A 20,928-nucleotide genomic window follows, 5' to 3' on the forward strand; every position below is an offset into this window, starting at 1 on the left:
CCCGCCAACGTAACAATCAAGGCGTGCAGGGGAATGAAGCAGATGCGTTTGGCCGCAATCGCGGCATTTGCCATCCTCTGCGGGACCATCTCCCAGGCCGACGCCGCCGCCCAGACCGGCAAGGCCTCCTACTACAAGCATGGCAAGCGCACGGCCAGCGGTGAACGCTTCAACGCCGCCGACTATACAGCGGCCCACCGCACCCTGCCCTTCGGCACGCGGGTTCTGGTGACGAATCTCAAGACCGGCAAGTCGGTCATCGTCCGGGTCAATGACCGGGGCCCCTTCATCAAGAGCCGCATCATCGACGTGAGCTATGGCGCGGCCAAGGTTCTCGGCATCACGGCAACCGGTGTTGCCACGGTGAAGATCGTGCCGCTGCAGAAGGCAGCTGCCGCCGCGCCTGCCGCCGCTCCAGTGCCGGCCGCTCCGGTCGAAGCCGTGGCCGAAAATGCCGGCGAGGTCTTCTCGCTGCGCTAGGGTGTCGCTGGATTGCGATTTCCGATCCTCCAACCTGCGATAATCTATTTCCCGGTTGGGTAAGGCGCTGGCATTGTCCGGCGCTGGTTTGCAGTGGAGGTGCCCCTGATGGACAATGGCTCGAACCCGGTTGGCGGCGCGAGGCTGCGCGACCCGCGCTACGACATCCTGTTCGAGCCGGTGAAGATCGGGCCCGTCACCGCCAGGAACCGCTTCTACCAGGTGCCGCATTGCAATGGCGGCGGCTACCGCGACCCCTCCGCCGCCGCCGAGATGCGGCGCATCAAGTCGGAGGGTGGCTGGGGTGTCATCTTCACCGAGCAGGTGGAAATCCACCATACGTCCGAAATCACGCCCTTCATCGAGCTCCGCATCTGGGACGAGGACGACATGCCGGGGCTGGCGAAGATGGCCGATGCCATCCACTCGAACGGCGCGCTGGCGGGGATCGAGCTCGCCTATTCCGGCGCCAATGGCCCCAACCTCTATACGCGCGAGGTGCCGCTGGCGCCGTCCCACACGCCGATCCTGACCTTCACCTCGGACCCCGTGCAGGCCCGCGCCATGGACAAGGAGGATATCAGGAACCTTCGCCACTGGCACAAGCTGGCCTACCGGCGGGCGAAGCGTGCGGGCTATGACATTCTCTGCCTCTATGGCGCGCATGGCTTCGGCGTCATCCAGCATTTCCTGTCGCCGCGCACCAATCAGCGAACCGATGAATATGGCGGCTCGCTGGAGAACCGCTCGCGGCTCCTCAAGGAACTCATTTCGGACGCGCGCGACGAGGTGGGCGACACCTGCGCCATCGCGGTGCGGCTGTCGCTCGACGAGCTCGCCGGCGAGCAGGGCTTCTCCAATGCGCAGCTCAGGGACATGGTGGCGATGCATGCCGAGCTCCCCGACCTGTGGGACTTCGCCCATGGCACCTGGGAGGCCTGTTCCGGCACCTCGCGCTTCAAGCCCGAGGGCGCGCAGGAAGACCTGATCCGCGGCTTGAAGCAGCTCACCCCCAGGCCCGTCGTCGGCGTCGGCCGCTTCACCTCGGCCGACATGATGGTGCGGCAGGTGCGCCAGGGCCTCATGGACTTCATCGGCGCGGCCCGGCCCTCGATCGCGGACCCGTTCCTGCCGAAGAAGATCGACGAAGGCCGCATCGAGGACATCCGCGAATGCATCGGCTGCAACATCTGCGTCACGGGTGACATGACCATGTCGCTCTCCCGCTGCACGCAGAACTCCTCCTTCATGGAGGAGTGGCGCAAGGGCTGGCACCCGGAGACGATCAGGCCGAAGCAGTCGGACGCCAAGGTTCTGGTGGTGGGTGCGGGGCCTGCGGGCCTTTCCGCCGCGCACAAGGTGGGCCTGCGCGGCTATGAGGTGGCGCTGGCGGAAGCTACCGCCGAACTCGGCGGCCGCGTGACGCGTGAAAGCAGGCTCCCCGGCCTCAGCGCCTGGGCCCGCGTGCGCGACTATCGCCATGGCCAGATCGCCAAGATGACCAATGTGAATGTCTATCGCGACTCCGCGCTGACGGCGGATGACGTTCTGGGCTTCGGTTTCGAGAACATCGCCATCGCCACCGGCGCGCGCTGGCGGCGCGACGGCATCGCCCGCTACAACCTGCTGCCGATCCCGCTGGCGGGGTCCATGCCGGTCTTCACGCCGGATGACCTGATGGCGGGATCGCTGCCCACGGGCCATGTCGTGGTCTATGATGACGATCATTATTACATGGGCAGCGTGCTGGCCGAGCTTCTGGTGCAGAAGGGTTGCAAGGTCACCTTCGTCACGCCAGCAACCAAGGTTGCCGAGTGGAGCTTCAACACGCTGGAGCAGGGCACCATCCAGGCGCGACTGCTCGAGACCGGCGTGGACGTGCGGGTGACGCGCGGCCTGTCCTCGGTCGAAGCCGATGGCGTGACGGTGGCCTGCACCTATACCGGCCGAACTGAGCGCATCGGCTGCGATGCGGTGGTGATGGTGACGGCGCGCCTGCCGGAGGACGGCCTGTTCCTGGCGCTCAAGGCGCGCGAGGCGGAATGGGCCGACAATGGCATTGCCTCGGTGAAGCTCATCGGCGATGCCAATGCGCCCGCCGCCATTGCCTGGGCCACCTATGCCGGCCACCGCTATGCGGAGGAACTGGAAGCGCCGCCGATTGGCGATGCGCTGCCGTTCCGCCGCGAAGTCGCAAGGTTGAAGGATTGACCATGACGAAGCTGACTGCCGCCATCACCCAGATGGCCTCCGAGAATGACTGGGAGAAGAACTGCGACAAGGCCGAGCGCCTGGTGCGCGATGCTGCTGCCAAGGGCGCGCAGCTCGTCCTGCTGCAGGAGCTCTTCGACGGCGATTATTTCTGCATCGAGCAGCATGCCAGGTTCCTGAAACAGGCGCATGAGATCGACCGGCACCCGACGGTGAAGCGTTTTGCAGCACTGGCGAAGGAGCTGGGCGTCGTCCTGCCCGTCAGCGTCTTCGAGCGCGCGGGCAATGCGCACTACAACACGACGGTGATCGTCGACGCCGATGGCCGCGAGCTCGGCATCTATCGCAAGAGCCATATCCCCGATGGCCGCGGCTACCAGGAGAAATTCTATTTTTCACCCGGCGACACGGGCTTCAAGGTGTGGGACACCGCGGCGGGCCGCATCGGGCTCGGCATCTGCTGGGACCAGTGGTTCCCCGAATGCGCGCGTGCGATGGCGCTGATGGGGGCGGAGGTGCTGCTCTATCCCACCGCCATCGGCTCCGAGCCGCCGAACCCGCAGTATGACTCTTCCACGCACTGGCAGAACTGCATGCGCGGCCACGCGGCGGCCAACATCATGCCGCTGCTGGCCTCGAACCGCGTGGGGCAGGAGACAGCGCCCGATGGCCGCTCCGACCTGTTCTACGGCCGCTCCTTCATCGCCGATTACCAGGGCGAGAAGATCGCGGAGATGGACCGGACGGAGGAAGGCGTGCGCGTGGCGAGCTTCGATCTCGAGGCGATCGGTGAATTGCGCCGCAGCTGGGGCGTGTTCCGCGACCGGCGGCCCGAACTCTATGGCGCGCTGATGACGCTGGACGGGAAGACGAAGAGCGCGGCGGTGTGACGTTCGCGCGCCCGCAGATTTCTCCTTAAGCCCGTCATCCCGGCCTCGCCGGGGTGACGGACGTTAGGGTTGAGCGGACACTCAATCCGCCACCACCGCTTCCGCCGCGTGGCGGGCGGCGGAGCGCAGGGGCTTCTCCCGCATCCACAGGATGAAGACGAAGGCGATGACGAAGCCCACGGCGGTCGCCGCGAAGATCGGCGTGAAGCCGCCGGCGGGAACGCTCGCCACCGAATGCAGTGCCGCCTCGCTGATGCCGGAGGCATTGAGCAGGGCCCCGAAGATCGCCACCGTGACCGCGCTGGCGAGCTGCCGGAAGAAGTTCATGGTGCCGGTGGCGGTGCCCAGCTGGTGCAGCTCCACCGCATTCTGGATCGCCACCGTGGTGGTGGGCAGCACGGTGCCAAGCCCGATGCTGATCATCGCCAGCACCGCCGCGAAGAGGGCCACCGGCATGGCATCGGCCCACAGGGCGAGCGCCGTCGCCCCCAGGGCCGCGAAGAACAGCCCGATCACCGGCACGCGCTTGTAATGCACGATGCGGCCCATCAGCTGGCCGGCGATGGTGGCACCGACCACGGTGCCCACCATCAGCGGAATGAGGCCGAGGCCCGATTCGGTGGTGCTCATGCCGCGCACCGACTGGAAGTAGACCGGCAGGTAGATCGACAGCCCGATATAGGCACCCATGCCGCAGGAGGCCGCCACCGTGCCGCGCGCCACCACGTCATTGGCCAGCACCGAGAGCGGGATCAGCGGTTCCTCGGCCGTGCGGATGCGCCACACGAAGGCCAGCCACAGTGCCAGCGAGCCGCCGATGAGGCCGAGGATGCGGGCCGATGTCCAGGCATAGTTGATGCCGCCGTCATGCAGCGCCAGCATCAGCGTCACCGTGGCGGCGACGAGCAGGATCGCCCCCAGCACGTCAAGCTCATGCGGGCGGTCATGCCGCGGCAGGCGTTTGAGCGCGCTGTTGCTCATGAAGAAGGCGAGTGCGCCCAGCGGCAGGTTGATCCAGAAGATCAGCGTCCAGTGCAGGTGCTGGGTGAAGACGCCGCCGAGCGTTGGCCCCAGCAGGCTCGCCAGCAGGAAGACGGAGGCGAAATAGATCTGGTAGCGGCCGCGCTCCTTCGGCGCCACGATGTCGGCGACGATGGTCTGCGCCAGCGAGATCAGCCCGCCGCCGCCCAGGCCCTGCAGCGCACGCGCCGCGATCAGCCAGCCCATGGAGGGCGCCAGCGCGCAGGCGATGGAACCCGCGACGAAGGTGACGACACCCAGCGTCAGCGCCGCGCGCCGGCCCCTGATGTCGCTGAACTTGCCATAGAGGGGCGTCACCGCGGTGGCGGTGAGGAGATAGATGCTGGCCACCCAGGAGATGGCATCGAAGCCGCCGAGGTCGCTGGCGATCGCGGGAAGGGCGGCCGCGATGATGGTCTGGTCCAGCGCGCCGAGGAACATGGCCACGCCCACCCCGATCACGATCGTGCGGATGTCGGCATGCGACAGCGAGGCGCGGGGCGTGGGGCGGGTCATCAGGCTCCGGAACGGATGGCGGGCGGATCGGTTCGGCAGGTCTAATCCATGCGCCGCCGCATGGCAGGCCATAAATCCGCAAGGCAGCTTCCCGCGTGGTGCAGTGATCCGGCATGCGATGCTTCCTCCAGGTCTCATCATCGCCGGGCTTGTCCCGGCGAACCTTTCTGCCGCCCGAAAGGATGCCCGGGACGAGCCCGGGCATGAGGCGTGGAGGGAGGTGTTCCCCAGAGATGTGGAGGAAGGTGTTCCGGAGTGTTCCTACCCCAGCCCCGGCCCGTCCAGCACCGCCACCGTGCTCCGCCAGGCCGCGTCCAGATGGGCCTTCATGGCGGCGGCCGCCTTGGCGGGGTCGCGGCTGTTCAGGCCACGGATGATCTCGCGGTGCTGCTCAAGTGTGGCTTCCGCCTGGCCGGCGCGCGGCAGCATCATGTGGCGGCAGCGGTCGAGCTGGGCCTTGGAGATGTCGATGGTGCTCCACAGCCGGGGCAGGTCGCTGATCTCGGTGATGGCGTGGTGGAACTCATCATCGCGCGCGATGGCCTCGACGAACTGGCGCTTTTCGACCGCGCGCTCATGGCGGGCGAGGATGTCGTGCAGGCGGTCGGCGTGTTCCTGGGCCATGTGCTGGGCCGCCTGGGCTGCACTTTCCATCTCCAGCGCGCGGCGGATGAGGAAGCTCTCCTCGATGGCCTTGCGGTCCATCTTCGACGCCTTGGTGCCGGACTGGGCGACGACGTCCACCAGACGCTCGTCGGACAACCGTTTCACCGCTTCGCGCACCGGCGTGCGGGAGACATCGAGCTGTGCGGCAATCGCCTTCTCGTCGATCACTTCGCCCGGGCGGATGATGCCGGTCAGGATCAGCCCGCGCACCAGCGGGTAAATCTGGTCACGCAAGGGTCGCGAGCGGTCGAGGCGGAGGGTGGAAAGGTCCACGGGCATGGCTGGGATACTAATATAACAGTTGTGGACAGCAAGCCGGATTCGAGTCTAGCATCAGAAAAAAGAAGCCAACCGCGTGGGAGGAAACATGGCGGGCAAGAACAATTTCCCCAAGCTTCACAATGCGATGTGGCCTGGGCTCGTGGGCAAGGGGCCGGATTCGGAACCACCCATCGACCTCGATACCATGATCGCGCTGACCGCCGCGGCGCAAGTCAATGGCGTGACGTTCGACGGCATCGACATTTTCCATGCCGCTCCCCACACCGACATCGACTTCACCGCGGACGAGGCCAAGGCGCTGGCGGAGAAGGCGGCGAAGCACAATCTCGCCATCGGCTCCATCGTGGCGCCGGTCTGGCCGCCGGTGGGCGGTGGCTCGGCCATGGGCTCGGCCGAGGACCGCCGGAAATTCGTGGCGAATGTCCGCAAGTCGTGCGAGCTCGGCAAGGCGCTGCGCGACCTCGGCGTGCGCAAATATGGCGTCATCCGCATCGACTCCGCCTCGAGCCCGGCCGACTGGGCCAAGGATCCCGCCGGCAATACGAAGCTCATCGCCCAGACCTGGCGCGAGGCCTGCGACGTGGCCAAGGATTTCGGCGAGCGGCTTGCGGCGGAAGGCGAGATCTGCTGGGGCGGCATGCACAGCTGGAAGGCGATGGTCGACACGCTGGAACAGACCGACCGCCCCGGCATCATCGGCTTCCAGGCCGACATGGCGCACACGCTGCTCTACACCATGGGCTACAACGCGCCCGAGGCGGCCCTGCTGCCGGAAGGCTTCGACTGGAAGGACCAGGCCCAGCTCGATGCGGCGCTGGTCAAGATGACCGACCTGCTGCGCCCCTGGACCATCGACTTCCATGTCGCGCAGAACGACGGCACGGTGAAGGGCATGGGCTACCATGACAAGACCGGCCGCCACTGCATGGTGACCGACCCCAATGGCCGCCTCGACATCGTGAAGCATGCAGGGATGTGGCTGCGCAACAAGGATGGCTCGCTCACCAGGGCCATGAAGCACATCTGCTGGGATGGCTGCATGTTCCCCAACGAGGTGATGATGAAGCAGCAGACCTGGAATGACATCCTCGGGGTGATGATCAAGGTCCGCGACGCGCATGGCTGGGAGGGCTGATCCGATGGCGAAGAAATCCCTCAACATCGGCATGGTCGGCTATGGCTTCATGGGCCGCACCCACTCCAACGCCTTCGCCCAGGCGCCGCACTTCTTCGACCTCGGCTACAAGCCGGTGCTCAAGACGATCTGCGCGAGAAACGCTGATAAGGCGAAGGATTTCGCCGATCAGTGGGGCTATGAATCGAGTGTCACCGACTGGCGCAAGCTGGTCGACGACAAGTCGATCGACCTCATCGACATCGCCAGCCCCAACGACACGCACATGGAGATCGCCATCGCCGCGGCGCAGGCGGGCAAGATGGTGATGTGCGAGAAGCCGCTCGGCCGCAACGCCGCGGAATCGCGCAAGATGGTCGAGGCAGTGGAGCGCGCGGGCGTGGCCAACATGGTGTGGTACAATTACCGCCGCGTGCCCGCCGTGACGCTGGCGAAGCAGCTGATCGACGAGGGACGCCTCGGCAAGATCTTCCACTACCGTGCCAAGTTCCTGCAGGACTGGACCATCTCCAAGGACCTGCCGCAGGGAGGCCAGGGGCTGTGGCGCCTCGACGTGGGTGTCGCCGGTTCGGGTGTGACTGGTGACCTGCTGGCGCACTGCATCGATACCGCCATGTGGCTCAATGGCGGGATCAGTTCCGTCACCGGCCTCACCGAGACCTTCATCAAGGAACGCCACCACAACCTCACGGGCAAGACCGAGAAGGTGGGCATCGACGACGCCAGCCTCTTCCTGTCGCGCTTCGACAATGGCTCGCTCGGCAGCTTCGAGGCGACGCGCTATGCCCGCGGCCACAAGGCGCTCTACACGCTCGAAATCAACGGCGAACACGCCTCGATCTTCTGGGACCTGCATGACCTGCACAGGTTGCAGTACTTCGACCACCGCGACGAGGGGCGCACCCGCGGCTGGCGTTCCGTGCACATCACCGATGGCGATCACCCCTACATGAACAAGTGGTGGGTGCCGGGCCTGCAGATTGGCTACGAGCACACCTTCATCCACCAGGCCGCCGATTTCATCGAGGGGTTGACCACGGGCAAGCCCGCGGCACCGACCTTCCGCGATGCGCTGGCAACCGATCTGGTGACGGATGCGGTGTTGAAGTCGGCGCAAACCGGGCAATGGGAAAGCGCCAAGGGCTGATCACGCGCGCGTGCATGAAGTTTAGGCAGATGCGCTCTGTCCCACACGTGTTGCAAACATTGAAAGGCGTCTTGCAAATCGTTCGGGACAGGATAGTCTCTCTCGCCAACGAGAGCCTCGAGGGCCGCTGAGACAGGGAATGGGAATGGCAGCAAGCAAGGTTCCAGCACTGCGTTTGTCGGGGATTTCGAAATCCTACGGCAAGGTGCGCGCGCTCGACAATCTGTCCTTCGATGTGCCGGAGGGCCGCTTCTTCGTGCTGTTCGGGCCAAGCTCGGTGGGCAAGACGACGACGCTGCGGACCATTGCGGGGCTCGTCGCAACCGATTCAGGCCGCCTCGAGATCAACGGCCATGACGTGACCACTGCGCCGATTGCCGGGCGTGGCGTCTCCATGGTGTTCCAGTCCTTCGCGCTTTATCCGCATCTCACCGTCTACGAGAACTTCGCCTATCCGCTGAAGGAAGAGGGTGTCGGTCGCGAGGAGATCGACACCCGCGTCAAGGAAACCGCGGCGATGCTCAAGCTCTCGCATCGCCTCGAGCGCAAGCCCAACACCCTGTCGGGTGGCGAGCAGCAGCGCGTGGCGCTGGGCCGCTCGCTCATCCGCCGGCCGAAGATCCTGCTGCTCGACGAGCCGCTCACCAACCTCGACGCCAAGCTGCGCCACGACATGCGGGCCGAGCTGAAGCGCCTGCACCGCCAGTTCGGCATGACCATCGTCTATGCAACACCCGACGAGCTGGAAGCCCTGTCGATGGGCGAGGAGATCGCGGTGATGCGCGATGGCGCCGTCGTGCAGCGCGGCACGCCGGACGAGCTCTACGAGCAGCCCATCGATACCTATGTGGCGGGCAAGATCGGCTCGCCGCACATGAACATGGTGAAGGCAACGCTCGCCGCAGATCTCGCAAGCCTCGACACGCCGCTGGGCAAGCTGCTGTCGGGCCGCAGGCTGCATTCGGCCACCGCCGGAGAGGCCGCCCTCGTCGGCATCCGCCCCAGCGATCTCCGTCCGGCCGCGCCCGGCGAGACCGCCGTTCCATCCCGCGTCCACCTGATCGAGCCCCTGGGCGACGTGACCGTCGTCTCGGTCGAGGCCGGTGGCGAGACGCTGCGCATGGTGCTTCCCGAACAGAGCGCCGCGGCCCTGAAGCCCGGCGACGATGTTCCGGTCGCCATCGACTTGAGCAAGATCCACATCTTCCGTGCCGCCAGCGGACAGGTAATGACCTGACGCCGACGGCCTGAAGCCATACGGTTAACCATGGGAGGAAACCTGACATGACCGTAGTGACTAAGGTGAAAGGGTTCGCGGCCGCCGCAGGCTTCGCCGCCACCCTGATGACCGGAGGGGCCACCTACGCCCTTGCGGATGAAGTGACACTGACCATGGCGGTGCCGGACTGGCCTCCGACCCGCATCATGAAGAAGTTCTTCGACGAGCAGTACAAGCCGAAGTCCGGCAACACCGTGAAGCTCGACGTCGACTTCATCCCGTGGCCCGACTTCTACACGCGCGTCAACGCGTCGCTGACGTCCGGCGAGCAGAAGTACAACTTCATCGTCTCCGACTCGCAGTGGCTGGGCGCCTTCGTGGAAGGCGGCTACTACCGCAAGATCAACGATCTTCTGGATGCCGACCCGGAGTTCAAGAAGACGCTGATGAGCGTGCACCCCGCACCGCTCGCGGCCTATTCGACCTACCCCTACAAGTCGGAAAACTACTACGGCTTCCCGCAGTTCCCGGACGTCCTCGTGACCTATGGCCGCAAGGACATCCTGTGCCACGAGGAAGAGCAGAAGAACTTCCAGGCCAAGTACGGCAAGAAGCTGCCCTGCACCGGCGAAGAAATCGACGCCATGACCTGGGACGACTTCAAGAACGTGGGCGAGTTCTTCCGCCGCAAGAAGGGCGAGATGCTGGCCGGCGCACCTGCCGAGGACGATTTCTACGGAATCGCCTTCCAGGCCGGCAAGGGCTACGACTTCTCGTCGATGCAGATCAACGGCTTCATCTGGCAGATGGGCGGCAACATCTGGGATGAAACCCAGGCGCCGACCGGCCAGGCCGAAGGCGTGGTCAACTCGCCGCAGGCCGTCGCCGCGCTCGAGAAGTACCTGAGCCTGCTCGAGTACATGCCGCCGGTCGCCAAGACCGGCACCATGGACATCTTCAAGTCCGACGAGCTGTTCCGCGAAGGCAAGGTCGCGATGAACATCGACTGGATCGGCCTTGGCGAAGCCTCGCTCGATCCGAAGTCGTCCAAGGTCTCCGACAAGCTGGTCTTCGGCCAGATGCCGGGCACGATGGTCGACGGCAAGAACGTGAAGTGGTCCAACATCGGCGGCCAGCCCTTCGTGCTGACCACCTGGACGACGCCGGAGCAGACCAAGGAAGCCGTGGACTTCGTGAAGTGGTGGCTGTCTGACGACATCCAGCACCAGTTCGCGGCCTCCGGCGGTCAGTCGGCTGTGAAGTCGGTCTATGAAGACCCCAAGTACGTGACCTATCGTCCGTGGAACCGCGCCTGGGCCCCGCAGCTCGACTGGCAGAAGGACGTGTGGCACGTGCCGCAGTTCTTCGAGCTCCTGACGCAGCAGCAGGACCAGTTCGACCTTGCCATCACCGGCAAGCAGGACGCCAAGACCACGCTGGATAACATCGCCAAGTTCCAGCAGGACCTGCTGAAGAACGCCGGCCTCATCCAGTAACACGCCTCAACCCCGGGTGCGGGGAGATGATCCCCGCACCCCACTTGGGCCTTTTCTTCCGGAATTCATTGCCGATGACCTCCACGACTGCGACAGCTCCGCCGCCGCCACTCATGCGACTGTCTTCCGACAACTGGAAACTCGCCATCCTGGTCGGACTTGTGGTGTCGGTGATCGCCGGCGCGGTCCTGCCGGCCGCAGCCTCATTCTGGGTGATCGGGGCCATGGCGGCGATGGTCGCCGCTGCCTTCGTGGTCAATGCCTATCGCCGCAAGTATTACGGCGGGTTGCTGGTGGCCCCCGCCATCGCCGTCCTGTTCGTCATGAACATCTTCCCGCTGCTGTGGTCGCTGGGGCTTTCGTTCTTCGCCTACCAGTCGAACCAGCAGTCGATCCGCTTCGTCGGGCTTGCCAACTACATCAAGGTGCTCACCAACGACATCGCGGCCCCCGCCAACTGGGCGGCCCTCGTCAATACCGCGATGTTCGTCATCCTCACCGTCACCGCGCAGATGGTGGTGGGCTTCCTTCTCGCCATGCTCTTCGCCAAGCAGTTCCCGCTGCGCAAATACCTCCTCATCCTCGTGCTGACGCCGATGATGCTGTCGGTCGTCGCCTCCGGCGTGTTCTTCACCTATTACTATGACCCGACCTTCGGCATCCTCAGCTATGTGGTCAACGCCATCACCGGCGGCCAGTTCATCCTGATGAGTTCCAAGGTGGGTGCCGTCACGGGCATCGTCTTCGCCGATGCCTGGATGTGGTCGCCCTTCGTCATGCTGCTGGTGCTGGCGGGCCTCGTCTCCGTCCCGAAATATCTCTACGAGGCGGCGGCCATCGACCGCGTGTCGAAGTGGCGCCAGTTCTGGACCATCACCTTCCCCTATATCCGCGGCCTCCTGATGCTGGCGCTGCTGTTCCGCACCATCGAGGCCTTCAAGCTCGCCGACCTCGTCATCCTGCTCACCAAGGGCGGCAACGACACGATGACGATCTCCTACCACCTGATCCGCATCGCCAACGAGCAGAACAAGACTTCCGAGGGTGCGGCCATCTCCTACCTGATGCTGTTCATGGTGATCGTGCTGACCAACCTCTACCTCTACATCGCCAACCGCCGCAGCCAGGGAGCCTGAGCCATGGCCGAACACAACTCCATCTGGGAGGCGCTGGGCTTCCGCAAGGCGAGCGGCGTGGGCGAGGCCGGCTGGGGCCGCACGCTGGTCGTCGCCATCGTGTCCTTCATCTACTTCCTTCCCGTTCTGTTCATCATCTTCACCGCCTTCAAGCCGCAGGACGCGGCGCTCTCGGTGCCGCCCACGCTGTCGCCCACGTCCTTCTTCGGCCTGATCCCGGACAAGTTCGTGTTCACGCCGACGCTGGAAAACTTCGGCTCGGTCTTCATGCGCTCCATGACCACCGGTGGCGCCCCGGAGGCGACGGGCTTCGACCGCTACTTCTTCAACTCCATCGTCATCGCCTCGTCCTCGGTGCTGCTGGCGCTGGTGATCGGCACGCTCGCCGCCTTCGGCTTCTCGCGCTATCCGCTGAAGGGCAATGACACCTACCTCTTCATCATCCTGACGACGCGCATGCTGCCGGCCATCGTCGTCATCATCCCGGTGATCCTGATGTTCCGCGTGGTGGGCCTGTCGGGCTCCTATACCGGCATCATCCTGCTCTACACCGCCTTCAACCTGGCATTCACCATCTGGATGATGAAGAGCTTCTTCGACGAGCTCTCGCTCGACGTCGAGGATGCCGCCCGCATCGACGGATCGTCGGATGTGAAGGTGTTCTTCAAGATCGCGCTCCCCCAGGTGATCGCGGGCCTTGCCGCAACCTTCGTCTTCGGCCTCATCCTCACCTGGAACGAGTTCCTCTTCGCACTGCTGCTGTCGGGCCCCGACACGCGCACCGTGCCCGTTGCGATGAACCAGGCCGTGTCCTCCGGCGGCCGCGGCACCGACTGGACGCTGCTGGCGGCGATCGAAACCCTGTTCCTCATCCCCGTCTTCCTCGTCACCTTCTTCCTGCAGAACCACCTGCTCAGGGGCGTGACCTTCGGAACCGTGAAGCGCTGACATGTCGACGATTGAAATCCGGAAAGTCACCAAGCAGTTCGGCTCCTTCACCGCGGTGAAGGACGCCGACCTGAAAGTCGAGGCGGGCGAGGTGGTCTGCCTCCTCGGCCCCTCGGGTTGTGGCAAGACCACGACGCTGCGCATGATCGCCGGGCTGGAGCGCGCCACCTCCGGCGACGTCATCATCGCCGGCCAGCGCATGAACGAGCTGCCGCCGCAGAAGCGCGACATCGCCATGGTGTTCCAGTTCTATGCGCTCTATCCCGCACTCACCGTGGGCCAGAACATCGCCATGCCGCTTCATTCGGAGGGCCTCTCCAAGGCCGACTCCGATGCCCGCGTCATGAAGGTCGCCAAGATCATGCACCTCACCGAGGTGCTGGACCGCATGCCGAACCAGATCTCGGAGGGCGAGAAACAGCGCCTTGCGGTGGCGCGTGCCATCGTGCGCGATCCCAACTGCTTCCTGTTCGACGAGCCCTTGTCGCGGCTTGACGTGGAACTGCGCCATTCGATGCGCGGCCAGATCAAGGAGGTGCTGACCGGCCTCTCCAAGGCGACCGTCATCGTGACCCATGACCAGCTCGAGGCCCTCACCATGGCGAGCCGCATCGCCATCATGAAGGATGGCGTGATCGAGCAGGTGGGGACGCCTCACGAGGTCTTCGCCAAGCCCACCAACGTCTTCGTGGCGAGCTTCATCGGCACGCCGCAGATGAACCTCGTCGAGGCCGATCTCCAGAGCTTCGGCGACGGCAAGGCCGCGGTGGTGATGGCCGGCCAGAGCCTGAGCATCGCGGCAGATCCGGCCGTCTCCCGCCTCAGGCCCTCCAAGGTCACCGTCGGCATCCGCCCGCGTGCCTTCACCACGGTGCAGGACAAGGCGGGCGACACGATTGCCGCCCAGGCCGAGCTGATCGAGCCCATGGGGGCCGAGACCCTGATCCATGCCCGCACCGCATCGGGCGGCGACATCCGTGTCGTCGTGCCGCGCGACAAGCGGGTGAAGGTGGGCGAGGCGCTGCATCTGCGCCCCGATCCGCGGCAGACGCATTTCTTCGGCGAGGACGGCAAGGCGGTGCGCGCATGAGCAACCATGAGCAGGGCATGACCCGGCAAGGCGCGCTGCGCCTCGAGTTCTTCATCATCGGGCTCGGCATCTTCGCGCTGCTGCTGATCTTCCAGCCCTTCAGCCTGCAGCTCTTCGCCATCGGCAGTGTTCTGGTGGTGATCGCCGGCCTCATCAACAACCTCCTCCCCATGGCCCAGCCGGGGGTGAAGGTCAGGAGCGTCATCACCGTCGCCATGGTGGTGGCGATGATCTTCTGCATCGTGCTGCTGGTCTCGATCGCCGCCGCGCATCTCTATGGCGCCTTCTTCCTCAAGCCGCCGGACCCCAACACGCTGGCCGGCAAGGTGCAGCTCGGCACGCCGCCCTTCTGGCGCCAGCCGCTGGTCTGGGGCATCGCTGCCGTGGCCGCGGGCCTTGCCGTCATCATCACCGCCATGACGAAGTATCGGGACTGACATGCCGCATGATGTCTCGGTGATCGGCCTCTACATCCTCGATGTGCTGGGCCGGCCCGTCACCCGCATCCCGGACCGCGGCAACGTCGACTTCATCGAGGAGATCCGCCTCACCGTCGCCGGCACGGCCGGGGGCACGGTGGTGGACACCGCGAAGCTCGGCCTGAAAAGCCTCGCCGTCGGCGCGGTGGGCGACGACGAGAAGGCCGACTGGGTGCTCCTCACGCTGGCGAAGCACGGCATCGACACCTCCGCCATGCAGCGCATCAAGGGTGTGCCCACCTCGGCCACCATCCTCAACGTGCGGCCGAACGGCGACCGCCCGGCGCTGCACGTGCGCGGTGCGTCGGATCATTTCGACGTGCCGCCCGCGGCCTATGCGCAGGTCTTCGATGCGCCCATCATTCACCTGGGCGGCACGGGCCTGCTGAAGAGGCTCGATGGCCCGGCCTCGGTCACGCTGCTGAAGGAAGCGAAGCGCCGCGGCCGCACCGTCACCTTCGACCTCATTGCGGCGAGTGCCGAGACCATCGGAATCGTCGAGCCGCTGCTCCCTTATATCGACTATTTCATGCCATCGATCGAGGAAGCGAAAGACATGTCGGGGCAGGCCACGCCCGAGGACTGCGCGAAATTCTACCTCGACAGGGGGGCCGCCTGCTGCGTCTTCACGCTGGGTGGCGATGGTGCCTATTACGCCCACAGGGACGGCACGCGCCTCAGGTCGCCCGCCTACGAGATTCAGGTTGTCGACACCACGGGCTGCGGCGATGCCTTCGACGCAGGCTTCATTGCGGCGCTCCACCACAGGATGGACGTGGAGACATCGCTGCGCTTCGCGCAGGCCTCCGCCGGGCTCGTGGCCACGGGGCTCGGCTCGGATGCCGGCATCGTGAGCTTCGAAGACACACTCGACAAGATGAAGAACTGGAAGATCAAGCAATGAGATTTCAAGGCAGGCGTGCCGTCGTCACCGGCGGTCTTTCAGGTATCGGCGAAGCGGTGGCGAAGCGCATCGAGGCCGAGGGCGGCAAGGTCGTCGTCTGGGACATGCAGGGCGGCATCAGGACCGACATCTCCAACTGGGACTCGGTGCAGGCCGCAGCGGCCGAGACCGTGCGCCAGCTCGGCGGCATCGACGTGCTGGTGAACAGCGCCGGTGTTGCCGGCCCCACCGCCACCGTGCTCGACGTCAGGATCGAGGACTGGCACCGCACCATCGCCATCAACCTCGATGGCACCTTCTTCACCAACCGCGCCGTGATCCCGCACATGATGGCCAATGACTATGGCCGCATCGTCAACATCGCCTCGATCGCCGGCAAGGAGGGGAACCCCAATGCCTCGGCCTATTCGGCCTCCAAGGCGGCGGTGATCGGCTTCACCAAGTCGCTGGCCAAGGAACTGGCCAAGACCAACATCACGGTCAACAGCGTGACGCCGGCCGCAGTGAGGACGCCGATCTTCGACCAGCTGCCGCAGAGCCACATCGACTTCATGCTCTCCAAGATTCCGAAGGGCCGGCTCGGCAAGGTGGACGAGGTGGCAAGTCTCGTGTGCTGGCTCGCCAGCGAGGAATGTTCCTTTTCGACGGGTGCGGTCTTCGACGTCTCCGGCGGCCGCGCCACCTATTAGCGGAACCCTTTCGCGGGTCACCGAGTTGGGCGGTGAGGGAAGGAGACCCTCATGCCCAAGGATCCGAAACAGGTGAACCCCGACCTCCTGCGCCAGGAAATCGAGAAGGGCCGCATGGGCGACCGCGCGCTTGACAGGAAGCCCGGCGAAACCCCCGACACCGGCTTTTCCGAGGAGGACGAAGCCATCGTCTGGGACGACGACCAGCGCCAGCTGGTCGAGAACCAGGACATGGACGAGATCGAAAAGGCGCGGGAGAAGCGGCCCCTCTGACCGCCCTCAGATCGCGGTATATCCCCCGTCCACCAGCAGGTCGTGCCCGCAGATCATGTCGGAGGCGGAGGAGGCGAGGAACAGGATCGCATCCGCCACCTCCATCGGCCTGCCGAAGCGGCCGCCGGGGATCTTGGCCTTCATCGGGTCGCCCTTTTCCGGCTGGCCCCAGACCTGCTCGCCCATCGGCGTGAGGATCACCGTGGGGCAGACGGTGTTGATCTGGATGTTGTGCTTCGCCCACTCCACCGTCATCACCTTGGTCAGCATGTTGAGGCCGCCCTTGGAGGCGCAATAGGCGGCGTGGCCCTCGAGGCCGACCACGCCCGCCTGTGAGGAGACATTGATGATCTTGCCGCCCTTCCTCTCGATCATGCCGGGCACCAGTTCACGCGCGAGCAGGAAGGGCGCGCGCAGGTTCACCGCCATGGTGGCGTCCCAGTCGGCGACCCTGGCATCCTCCAGCCGGTCAATGAGCGCGATGCCGGCATTGTTGACGAGAATGTCGATCGCCCCGAAATAGGCCAGCGCATCATGCGCCGCCTTCACCGGCCCGTCGGCAGTCGCCATGTCGGCGGAGATCGCGACACAGCGCCGGCCCATGGCCTCGACGGCGGCCTTCACTTCCGCAAGCCCCTCGCGGTCGCGGCCCACGGCGGCGATGTCGGCACCTGCATCGGCCAGCACCTTGGCTGTTTCGAGGCCGATCCCCTTGCTCGCCCCGGTCACCAGTGCATGCTTGCCCTTGAGGCCGAATCTTTTCGTCCAGTCACCCATTGTCTCGCCTCCCGTTTCTGGCAATCTTCGTGTGGAGAGAGGCGCCGGTCAATGGCGGCGGGAGGGAATCGCACATGCAGAGAATGGGACGCGTCATCAAGCTGAAGCCGGAGGTCATTCCGGAATACAAGCGCATCCATGCCGATGTCTGGCCCGAGGTGCTGAAGTCGATCCGCGATTCGAACATCCGCAACTACACCATCTTCCTGAAGGAGCCGGAGAACATCCTCTTCGCCTACTGGGAATATCACGGCGACAATTTCGCGCTCGACATGCTCAAGATGGCCGGTGTCGAACGCATGCAGGAGTGGTGGAAAATCACCGACCCCATGCAGGTGCCCTTCGAGACGCGCAAGGACGGCGAGTGGTGGGCGGACATGGAGAACGTGTTCCACACGGATTGAGTTTTACCGACCCCACACTCTCATCATGCCCGGGCTCGTCCCGGGCATCCTTTTGGGTGACGCAAAAGGATACGCGGGACAAGCCCGCGTATGATGGGGAGGGAGTCTGGTGATGGAGGCTGAGCTACCTCTTCCGCTTCGTCCCGAAGTAGTTCCGCTCCAGTTCCGCGAAGGCGCGCTGGTAGACGTTCTGTTCCGTCCGCGGGATCAGCACCACGTCGTCCTCGGGGCTTGCCACCCAGTCGCCGGTCCAGACGCCGAATGTGGTGTTGTCGGCCGTCACCGGCCAGAGGCGCGGGCCCGAGACATAGTTCATCCAGGGAATGTCGCACTTGGTGATGCGGTAGGAGAAGCTCCGCTCACGGTCGTCGAGGTGAAGGAGTTCCTCGTTCAGGTGCCCCTCGCCGAAATAGAAGTCGCGGATGCCGGAGACCTTGTCGGAGCGCTGCCGCTTCAGCATGTGCATCTTCGTGATCTCGCCATGCCAGCCGCCCATGGAGGCGAAGTCGCGCATGATCTTCCAGACGCCATCGACCGGCGCCTTGATGACGCGCGAGGTCCAGACCTTGTTGGGCTGGAAGCCCTTCCAGCGTTCGGCACCTCCGGGCTTTTCAGGCTTCGTCTTGGCCAGCAGCCGGGCGAGGTTCTTGAAGTTCGCCGCGAAAACGTCGTTGGAGACGATCTTCTCGTATTTCCCCTCATCCCCCGGTGCCTCGTCGAAGGTCGCCTCCCATTCGGCGAAGGTCTGGTCGGTGTGGGTGACGGGATAGAGCCTGAGTGTCGCGAGATAGTTCTTCACCGGGAAGGCGGGGGTCTCGAAGTTATAGCTGAAGCAGCGCCTGGCATCGTCCAGCATCAGCAGGCGCTCGCGCACATGGGCACCATTGTGGAGGTGGAAGGAGCGGATGCATCCGACGACGTCGGAGTCCAGTCCCTTCTCGATCTTGGAGCTCTTCACGCCGGCCGCCCAGTTCGGCAATCCGTTGAAGTCGCGCACGATGGACCAGACGGTCTCGACGGGGGCCTTCAGGATGATCGATGCATAGGCGCGGGCCATTCTACTGTCCTCTGGTGATGTCGCGGAAATGGTGGACGGCGGCCTCGGCAAAGGCCGGGTCGTTGATGTGGGCGTCGATCTCGACGAGCTGGCGGTTGGCTGCAGGCCTCCAGCCTTCGCGGATGGCCGCGAAGAGGGCCGCATCGGCGGCAGGATCATGGAAGGGCTTGCCGGGCGCATCGATGGCGGAAACGCCCCGGAGCGGCAGCAGGAAGCGCGCCGGGCCTTCCATGCGGTTGACGCGCTCGACGATCCAGCGGCCGATGGCGGCATTCTCGCCGGCCGTGGTGCGCATCAGCGTCACCTGTGCGTTGTGCACATAGAGGTTCCGTGCACCGAACTGCGCCGGCACCGTCTCGCGCCCGCCGAAATTCACCATGTCGCAGGCGCCCACCGAGCCGACCCAGGGGATGCGCCTGCGGATCACGGCGCCGAAACGGTCCTCCGTGCACGGAAGAACGCCGCCAAAGAGATGGTCCGCCACCTCGGTCGTGGTGATGTCGAGCGCAGCCGTGATGAGGCCTGAATCGATCAGCTTCTCCAGGCACTGCCCGCCGGTGCCGGTGGCGTGGAAGACGAAACATTCGCAATCACCCTCGATCAGGTGGCGGATCTGGGTGATGCAGGGTGTGGTGACGCCGAACATGGTGAGGCCCACGGCGCGCCGGGCCTCACCGCCGGCGGGAATGGCATTCAGTGCCATGCCGGCTGCGGCATGGGCGGCATTGCCGATCACGGTGCGGGTGATGGCGTTCAGCCCCGCCACATCGGCCACCGCATGCATCATCATGATGTCGGTGGGCCCGACGTAAGGCGCCACATTGCCCGAGGCCATGGTGGAGACCATCAGCTTCGGCACGCCGATCGGCAGCCGCCGCATCGCCTCCGTCACCATCGAGGTGTTGCCGCCACCGCCAAGGCCCAGCACCGCGCCGATGTCATTGCGCGAGAGCAGGAAGCGCCCCAACGCCTCCGCCATGGCTGCAACCGCCTTGCCCCGGTCGGCATGGCCCAGCACCGCGTCCGCGCCGGCGGGGTGGTGCTTCGCCACCGTCTCCGGTGTCACGTCGGCCTGTGCCGTGCTCGGCGTGGTCGAGATGTCGACGAGCAGGGCAGGGGATCCGGCCTTCTGCACCTGCTCGATCGCGTAGCGGAGTTCCGCCTCCTTGGTGTCGCAGGTGCCGATGACGTGGACGGGCTTCACGCCTTTGCCCAGCCCTGCTTCATGTTGCGGAAGCCGAGCTTGTAGACCTCTTCCGGCGAGGGCGCGAAGTCGCGCCAGACGCGCGTTGCCGCGGCCAGTGCGGGCATGGAGCGCCCGAAGGCCTCGATGGTGAGCCAGCCGTCATATCTTGCCTTCTTCAGCGCCTTGTAGGTTTCAGGCCACGGCACATGGCCCTTGCCGGGCGTGCCACGATCATTCTCGGAGATGTGGACATGCACCATGTGCGGGCGGATGGTCTTGATCGCGCCCACCGGATCCTTCTCCTCGATGTTCGCGTGGAAGGTGTCATACATGCCCTGGATGTGGGGGTGGTTCACCTCGTCGAGGTAATCATTCAGCTGCTGCATCGTGTTCAGGAAATAGCATTCGAAGCGGTTCAGGGCCTCGAGCGCGAAGGTGATGCCCTTGCGCCCGGCATAATCGCCCGCCTTCTTGTGGAAGGAGAGTGCGCGCCTGCGTTCGGCCGATGTCGCGGGGTTGCCGGAGAAGTAACCAAGCTCCGAATGCATCGGCCCGCCAAGGATGGGCGCGCCGAGGGCTGCGCAGCAGTCCACCGTCCACCTGGCATAATCGAGTGCGGCGGCTTGGGCAGCCTTGTCGGCGGACAGCGGATTCTTGCCCTGGATGACGCTCACAACCGAACGTTCAAGCCCGATCCTGTCGAGGAGGTCACCGAGCCTTGCATAGTGGTCGGGCGTTCCTTCGAACATCGGGATCTCGACCCCGTCATAGCCCGTCTTCTTCAGCGCGCGCAGGATGGGCTCATGCGCCTCGGTGACATGCGGCGTCCACAGCAGAAGATTGAATCCCAGCTTCATTCGGCGTGCCCTCCCTGCACGGAACACAGGACAAACCGTCTCGCGCCTCTTGTCAATTCCTGATAT

21 protein-coding genes are annotated in these 20,928 nt (G+C 65.0%); 15 read left to right on the plus strand and 6 right to left on the minus strand.

What is annotated here, in order from left to right; all coding sequences use genetic code 11:
* Positions 1 to 42: 42 nt before the first annotated feature.
* From DK847_RS16035 to aguB, 3 genes are all read left to right on the plus strand, one after another.
* Entirely contained in the window at positions 43 to 480 is a 438-nt protein-coding gene (locus DK847_RS16035) for a septal ring lytic transglycosylase RlpA family protein (protein WP_245414641.1), read from the plus strand.
* Positions 481 to 588: 108 nt separating this feature from the next.
* Positions 589 to 2,691, plus strand: coding sequence for an oxidoreductase (locus tag DK847_RS16040; RefSeq protein WP_245414642.1), 2,103 nt, complete (start codon positions 589 to 591; stop codon positions 2,689 to 2,691).
* A 2-nt stretch (positions 2,692 to 2,693) separates the two neighbouring features.
* Complete coding sequence (gene aguB / locus DK847_RS16045; RefSeq protein ID WP_111199550.1) at positions 2,694 to 3,581, plus strand: N-carbamoylputrescine amidase; 888 nt, start codon at positions 2,694 to 2,696, stop codon at positions 3,579 to 3,581.
* An 81-nt stretch (positions 3,582 to 3,662) separates the two neighbouring features.
* On the opposite strand, the gene DK847_RS16050 is transcribed toward aguB, so the two are convergent.
* Together DK847_RS16050 and DK847_RS16055 are read right to left on the minus strand one after the other, a co-directional pair.
* Positions 3,663 to 5,117: an MDR family MFS transporter gene (locus tag DK847_RS16050; protein ID WP_111199551.1), complete on the minus strand. Its 1,455-nt coding sequence runs from the start codon at positions 5,115 to 5,117 to the stop codon at positions 3,663 to 3,665.
* 261 nt (positions 5,118 to 5,378) lie between these two features.
* Positions 5,379 to 6,062, minus strand: a complete 684-nt coding sequence (locus DK847_RS16055; RefSeq protein ID WP_111199552.1) for a GntR family transcriptional regulator — start codon at positions 6,060 to 6,062, stop codon at positions 5,379 to 5,381.
* Between the two features lie 88 nt (positions 6,063 to 6,150).
* Here DK847_RS16055 and DK847_RS16060 point away from each other — a divergent pair, with 88 nt between their 5' ends.
* From DK847_RS16060 to DK847_RS16110, 11 genes are all read left to right on the plus strand, one after another.
* The gene (locus DK847_RS16060) at positions 6,151 to 7,200 is read left to right on the plus strand and encodes a sugar phosphate isomerase/epimerase family protein (RefSeq protein WP_111199553.1); all 1,050 of its coding nucleotides are present in this window, start codon (positions 6,151 to 6,153) and stop codon (positions 7,198 to 7,200) included.
* A gap of 4 nt (positions 7,201 to 7,204) precedes the next feature.
* Positions 7,205 to 8,347 carry a Gfo/Idh/MocA family protein gene (locus DK847_RS16065; protein ID WP_111199554.1) on the plus strand — a complete coding sequence of 381 codons (1,143 nt, stop codon included), beginning with the start codon at positions 7,205 to 7,207 and terminating at the stop codon, positions 8,345 to 8,347.
* Positions 8,348 to 8,492: 145 nt separating this feature from the next.
* A complete protein-coding gene (locus DK847_RS16070; protein ID WP_245414643.1) occupies positions 8,493 to 9,584 on the plus strand; it encodes an ABC transporter ATP-binding protein in 1,092 nt (363 codons plus the stop codon).
* A 47-nt stretch (positions 9,585 to 9,631) separates the two neighbouring features.
* Positions 9,632 to 11,062 (plus strand): extracellular solute-binding protein, encoded by a 1,431-nt coding sequence (locus tag DK847_RS16075; RefSeq protein WP_111199556.1) that lies wholly within the window; start codon positions 9,632 to 9,634, stop codon positions 11,060 to 11,062.
* 74 nt (positions 11,063 to 11,136) lie between these two features.
* On the plus strand, positions 11,137 to 12,198 hold the full coding sequence (locus DK847_RS16080; RefSeq protein WP_111199557.1) for a carbohydrate ABC transporter permease: 1,062 nt from the start codon (positions 11,137 to 11,139) through the stop codon (positions 12,196 to 12,198).
* Between the two features lie 3 nt (positions 12,199 to 12,201).
* Positions 12,202 to 13,146: a carbohydrate ABC transporter permease gene (locus tag DK847_RS16085; RefSeq protein WP_111199558.1), complete on the plus strand. Its 945-nt coding sequence runs from the start codon at positions 12,202 to 12,204 to the stop codon at positions 13,144 to 13,146.
* Between the two features lies 1 nt (position 13,147).
* Positions 13,148 to 14,236, plus strand: a complete 1,089-nt coding sequence (locus tag DK847_RS16090) for an ABC transporter ATP-binding protein (protein WP_111199559.1) — start codon at positions 13,148 to 13,150, stop codon at positions 14,234 to 14,236.
* On the plus strand, positions 14,233 to 14,673 hold the full coding sequence (locus DK847_RS16095) for a hypothetical protein (RefSeq protein ID WP_111199560.1): 441 nt from the start codon (positions 14,233 to 14,235) through the stop codon (positions 14,671 to 14,673). The genes DK847_RS16090 and DK847_RS16095 overlap by 4 nt, the downstream gene beginning before the upstream one ends.
* 1 nt (position 14,674) lies before the next feature.
* A complete protein-coding gene (locus DK847_RS16100; RefSeq protein ID WP_111199561.1) occupies positions 14,675 to 15,619 on the plus strand; it encodes a carbohydrate kinase family protein in 945 nt (314 codons plus the stop codon).
* Complete coding sequence (locus tag DK847_RS16105) at positions 15,616 to 16,308, plus strand: SDR family NAD(P)-dependent oxidoreductase (protein WP_111199562.1); 693 nt, start codon at positions 15,616 to 15,618, stop codon at positions 16,306 to 16,308. Before DK847_RS16100 ends, DK847_RS16105 begins: the two co-directional genes overlap by 4 nt.
* A gap of 51 nt (positions 16,309 to 16,359) precedes the next feature.
* Positions 16,360 to 16,581, plus strand: coding sequence for a hypothetical protein (locus tag DK847_RS16110; RefSeq protein ID WP_111199563.1), 222 nt, complete (start codon positions 16,360 to 16,362; stop codon positions 16,579 to 16,581).
* A gap of 6 nt (positions 16,582 to 16,587) precedes the next feature.
* Here the strand turns inward: DK847_RS16110 and DK847_RS16115 are convergent, their stop codons facing one another.
* Positions 16,588 to 17,358, minus strand: coding sequence for an SDR family NAD(P)-dependent oxidoreductase (locus DK847_RS16115; RefSeq protein ID WP_111199564.1), 771 nt, complete (start codon positions 17,356 to 17,358; stop codon positions 16,588 to 16,590).
* 74 nt (positions 17,359 to 17,432) lie between these two features.
* Between DK847_RS16115 and DK847_RS16120 the strand changes: the two genes are divergently transcribed.
* Positions 17,433 to 17,762, plus strand: a complete 330-nt coding sequence (locus DK847_RS16120; protein WP_111199565.1) for an L-rhamnose mutarotase — start codon at positions 17,433 to 17,435, stop codon at positions 17,760 to 17,762.
* A gap of 124 nt (positions 17,763 to 17,886) precedes the next feature.
* Here the strand turns inward: DK847_RS16120 and DK847_RS16125 are convergent, their stop codons facing one another.
* From DK847_RS16125 to DK847_RS16135, 3 genes are read right to left on the minus strand one after another with little or no spacing between them, the layout of a single operon-like run.
* A complete protein-coding gene (locus tag DK847_RS16125) occupies positions 17,887 to 18,819 on the minus strand; it encodes an SRPBCC family protein (protein WP_111199566.1) in 933 nt (310 codons plus the stop codon).
* Position 18,820: 1 nt separating this feature from the next.
* Positions 18,821 to 20,023 carry a Tm-1-like ATP-binding domain-containing protein gene (locus DK847_RS16130; protein WP_111199567.1) on the minus strand — a complete coding sequence of 401 codons (1,203 nt, stop codon included), beginning with the start codon at positions 20,021 to 20,023 and terminating at the stop codon, positions 18,821 to 18,823.
* Positions 20,020 to 20,862: a sugar phosphate isomerase/epimerase family protein gene (locus DK847_RS16135; protein WP_111199568.1), complete on the minus strand. Its 843-nt coding sequence runs from the start codon at positions 20,860 to 20,862 to the stop codon at positions 20,020 to 20,022. The genes DK847_RS16130 and DK847_RS16135 overlap by 4 nt, the downstream gene beginning before the upstream one ends.
* Positions 20,863 to 20,928: the final 66 nt, after the last annotated feature.

It is taken from the genome of Aestuariivirga litoralis, assembly GCF_003234965.1.
Taxonomy (GTDB): Bacteria; Pseudomonadota; Alphaproteobacteria; order Rhizobiales; family Aestuariivirgaceae; genus Aestuariivirga; species Aestuariivirga litoralis.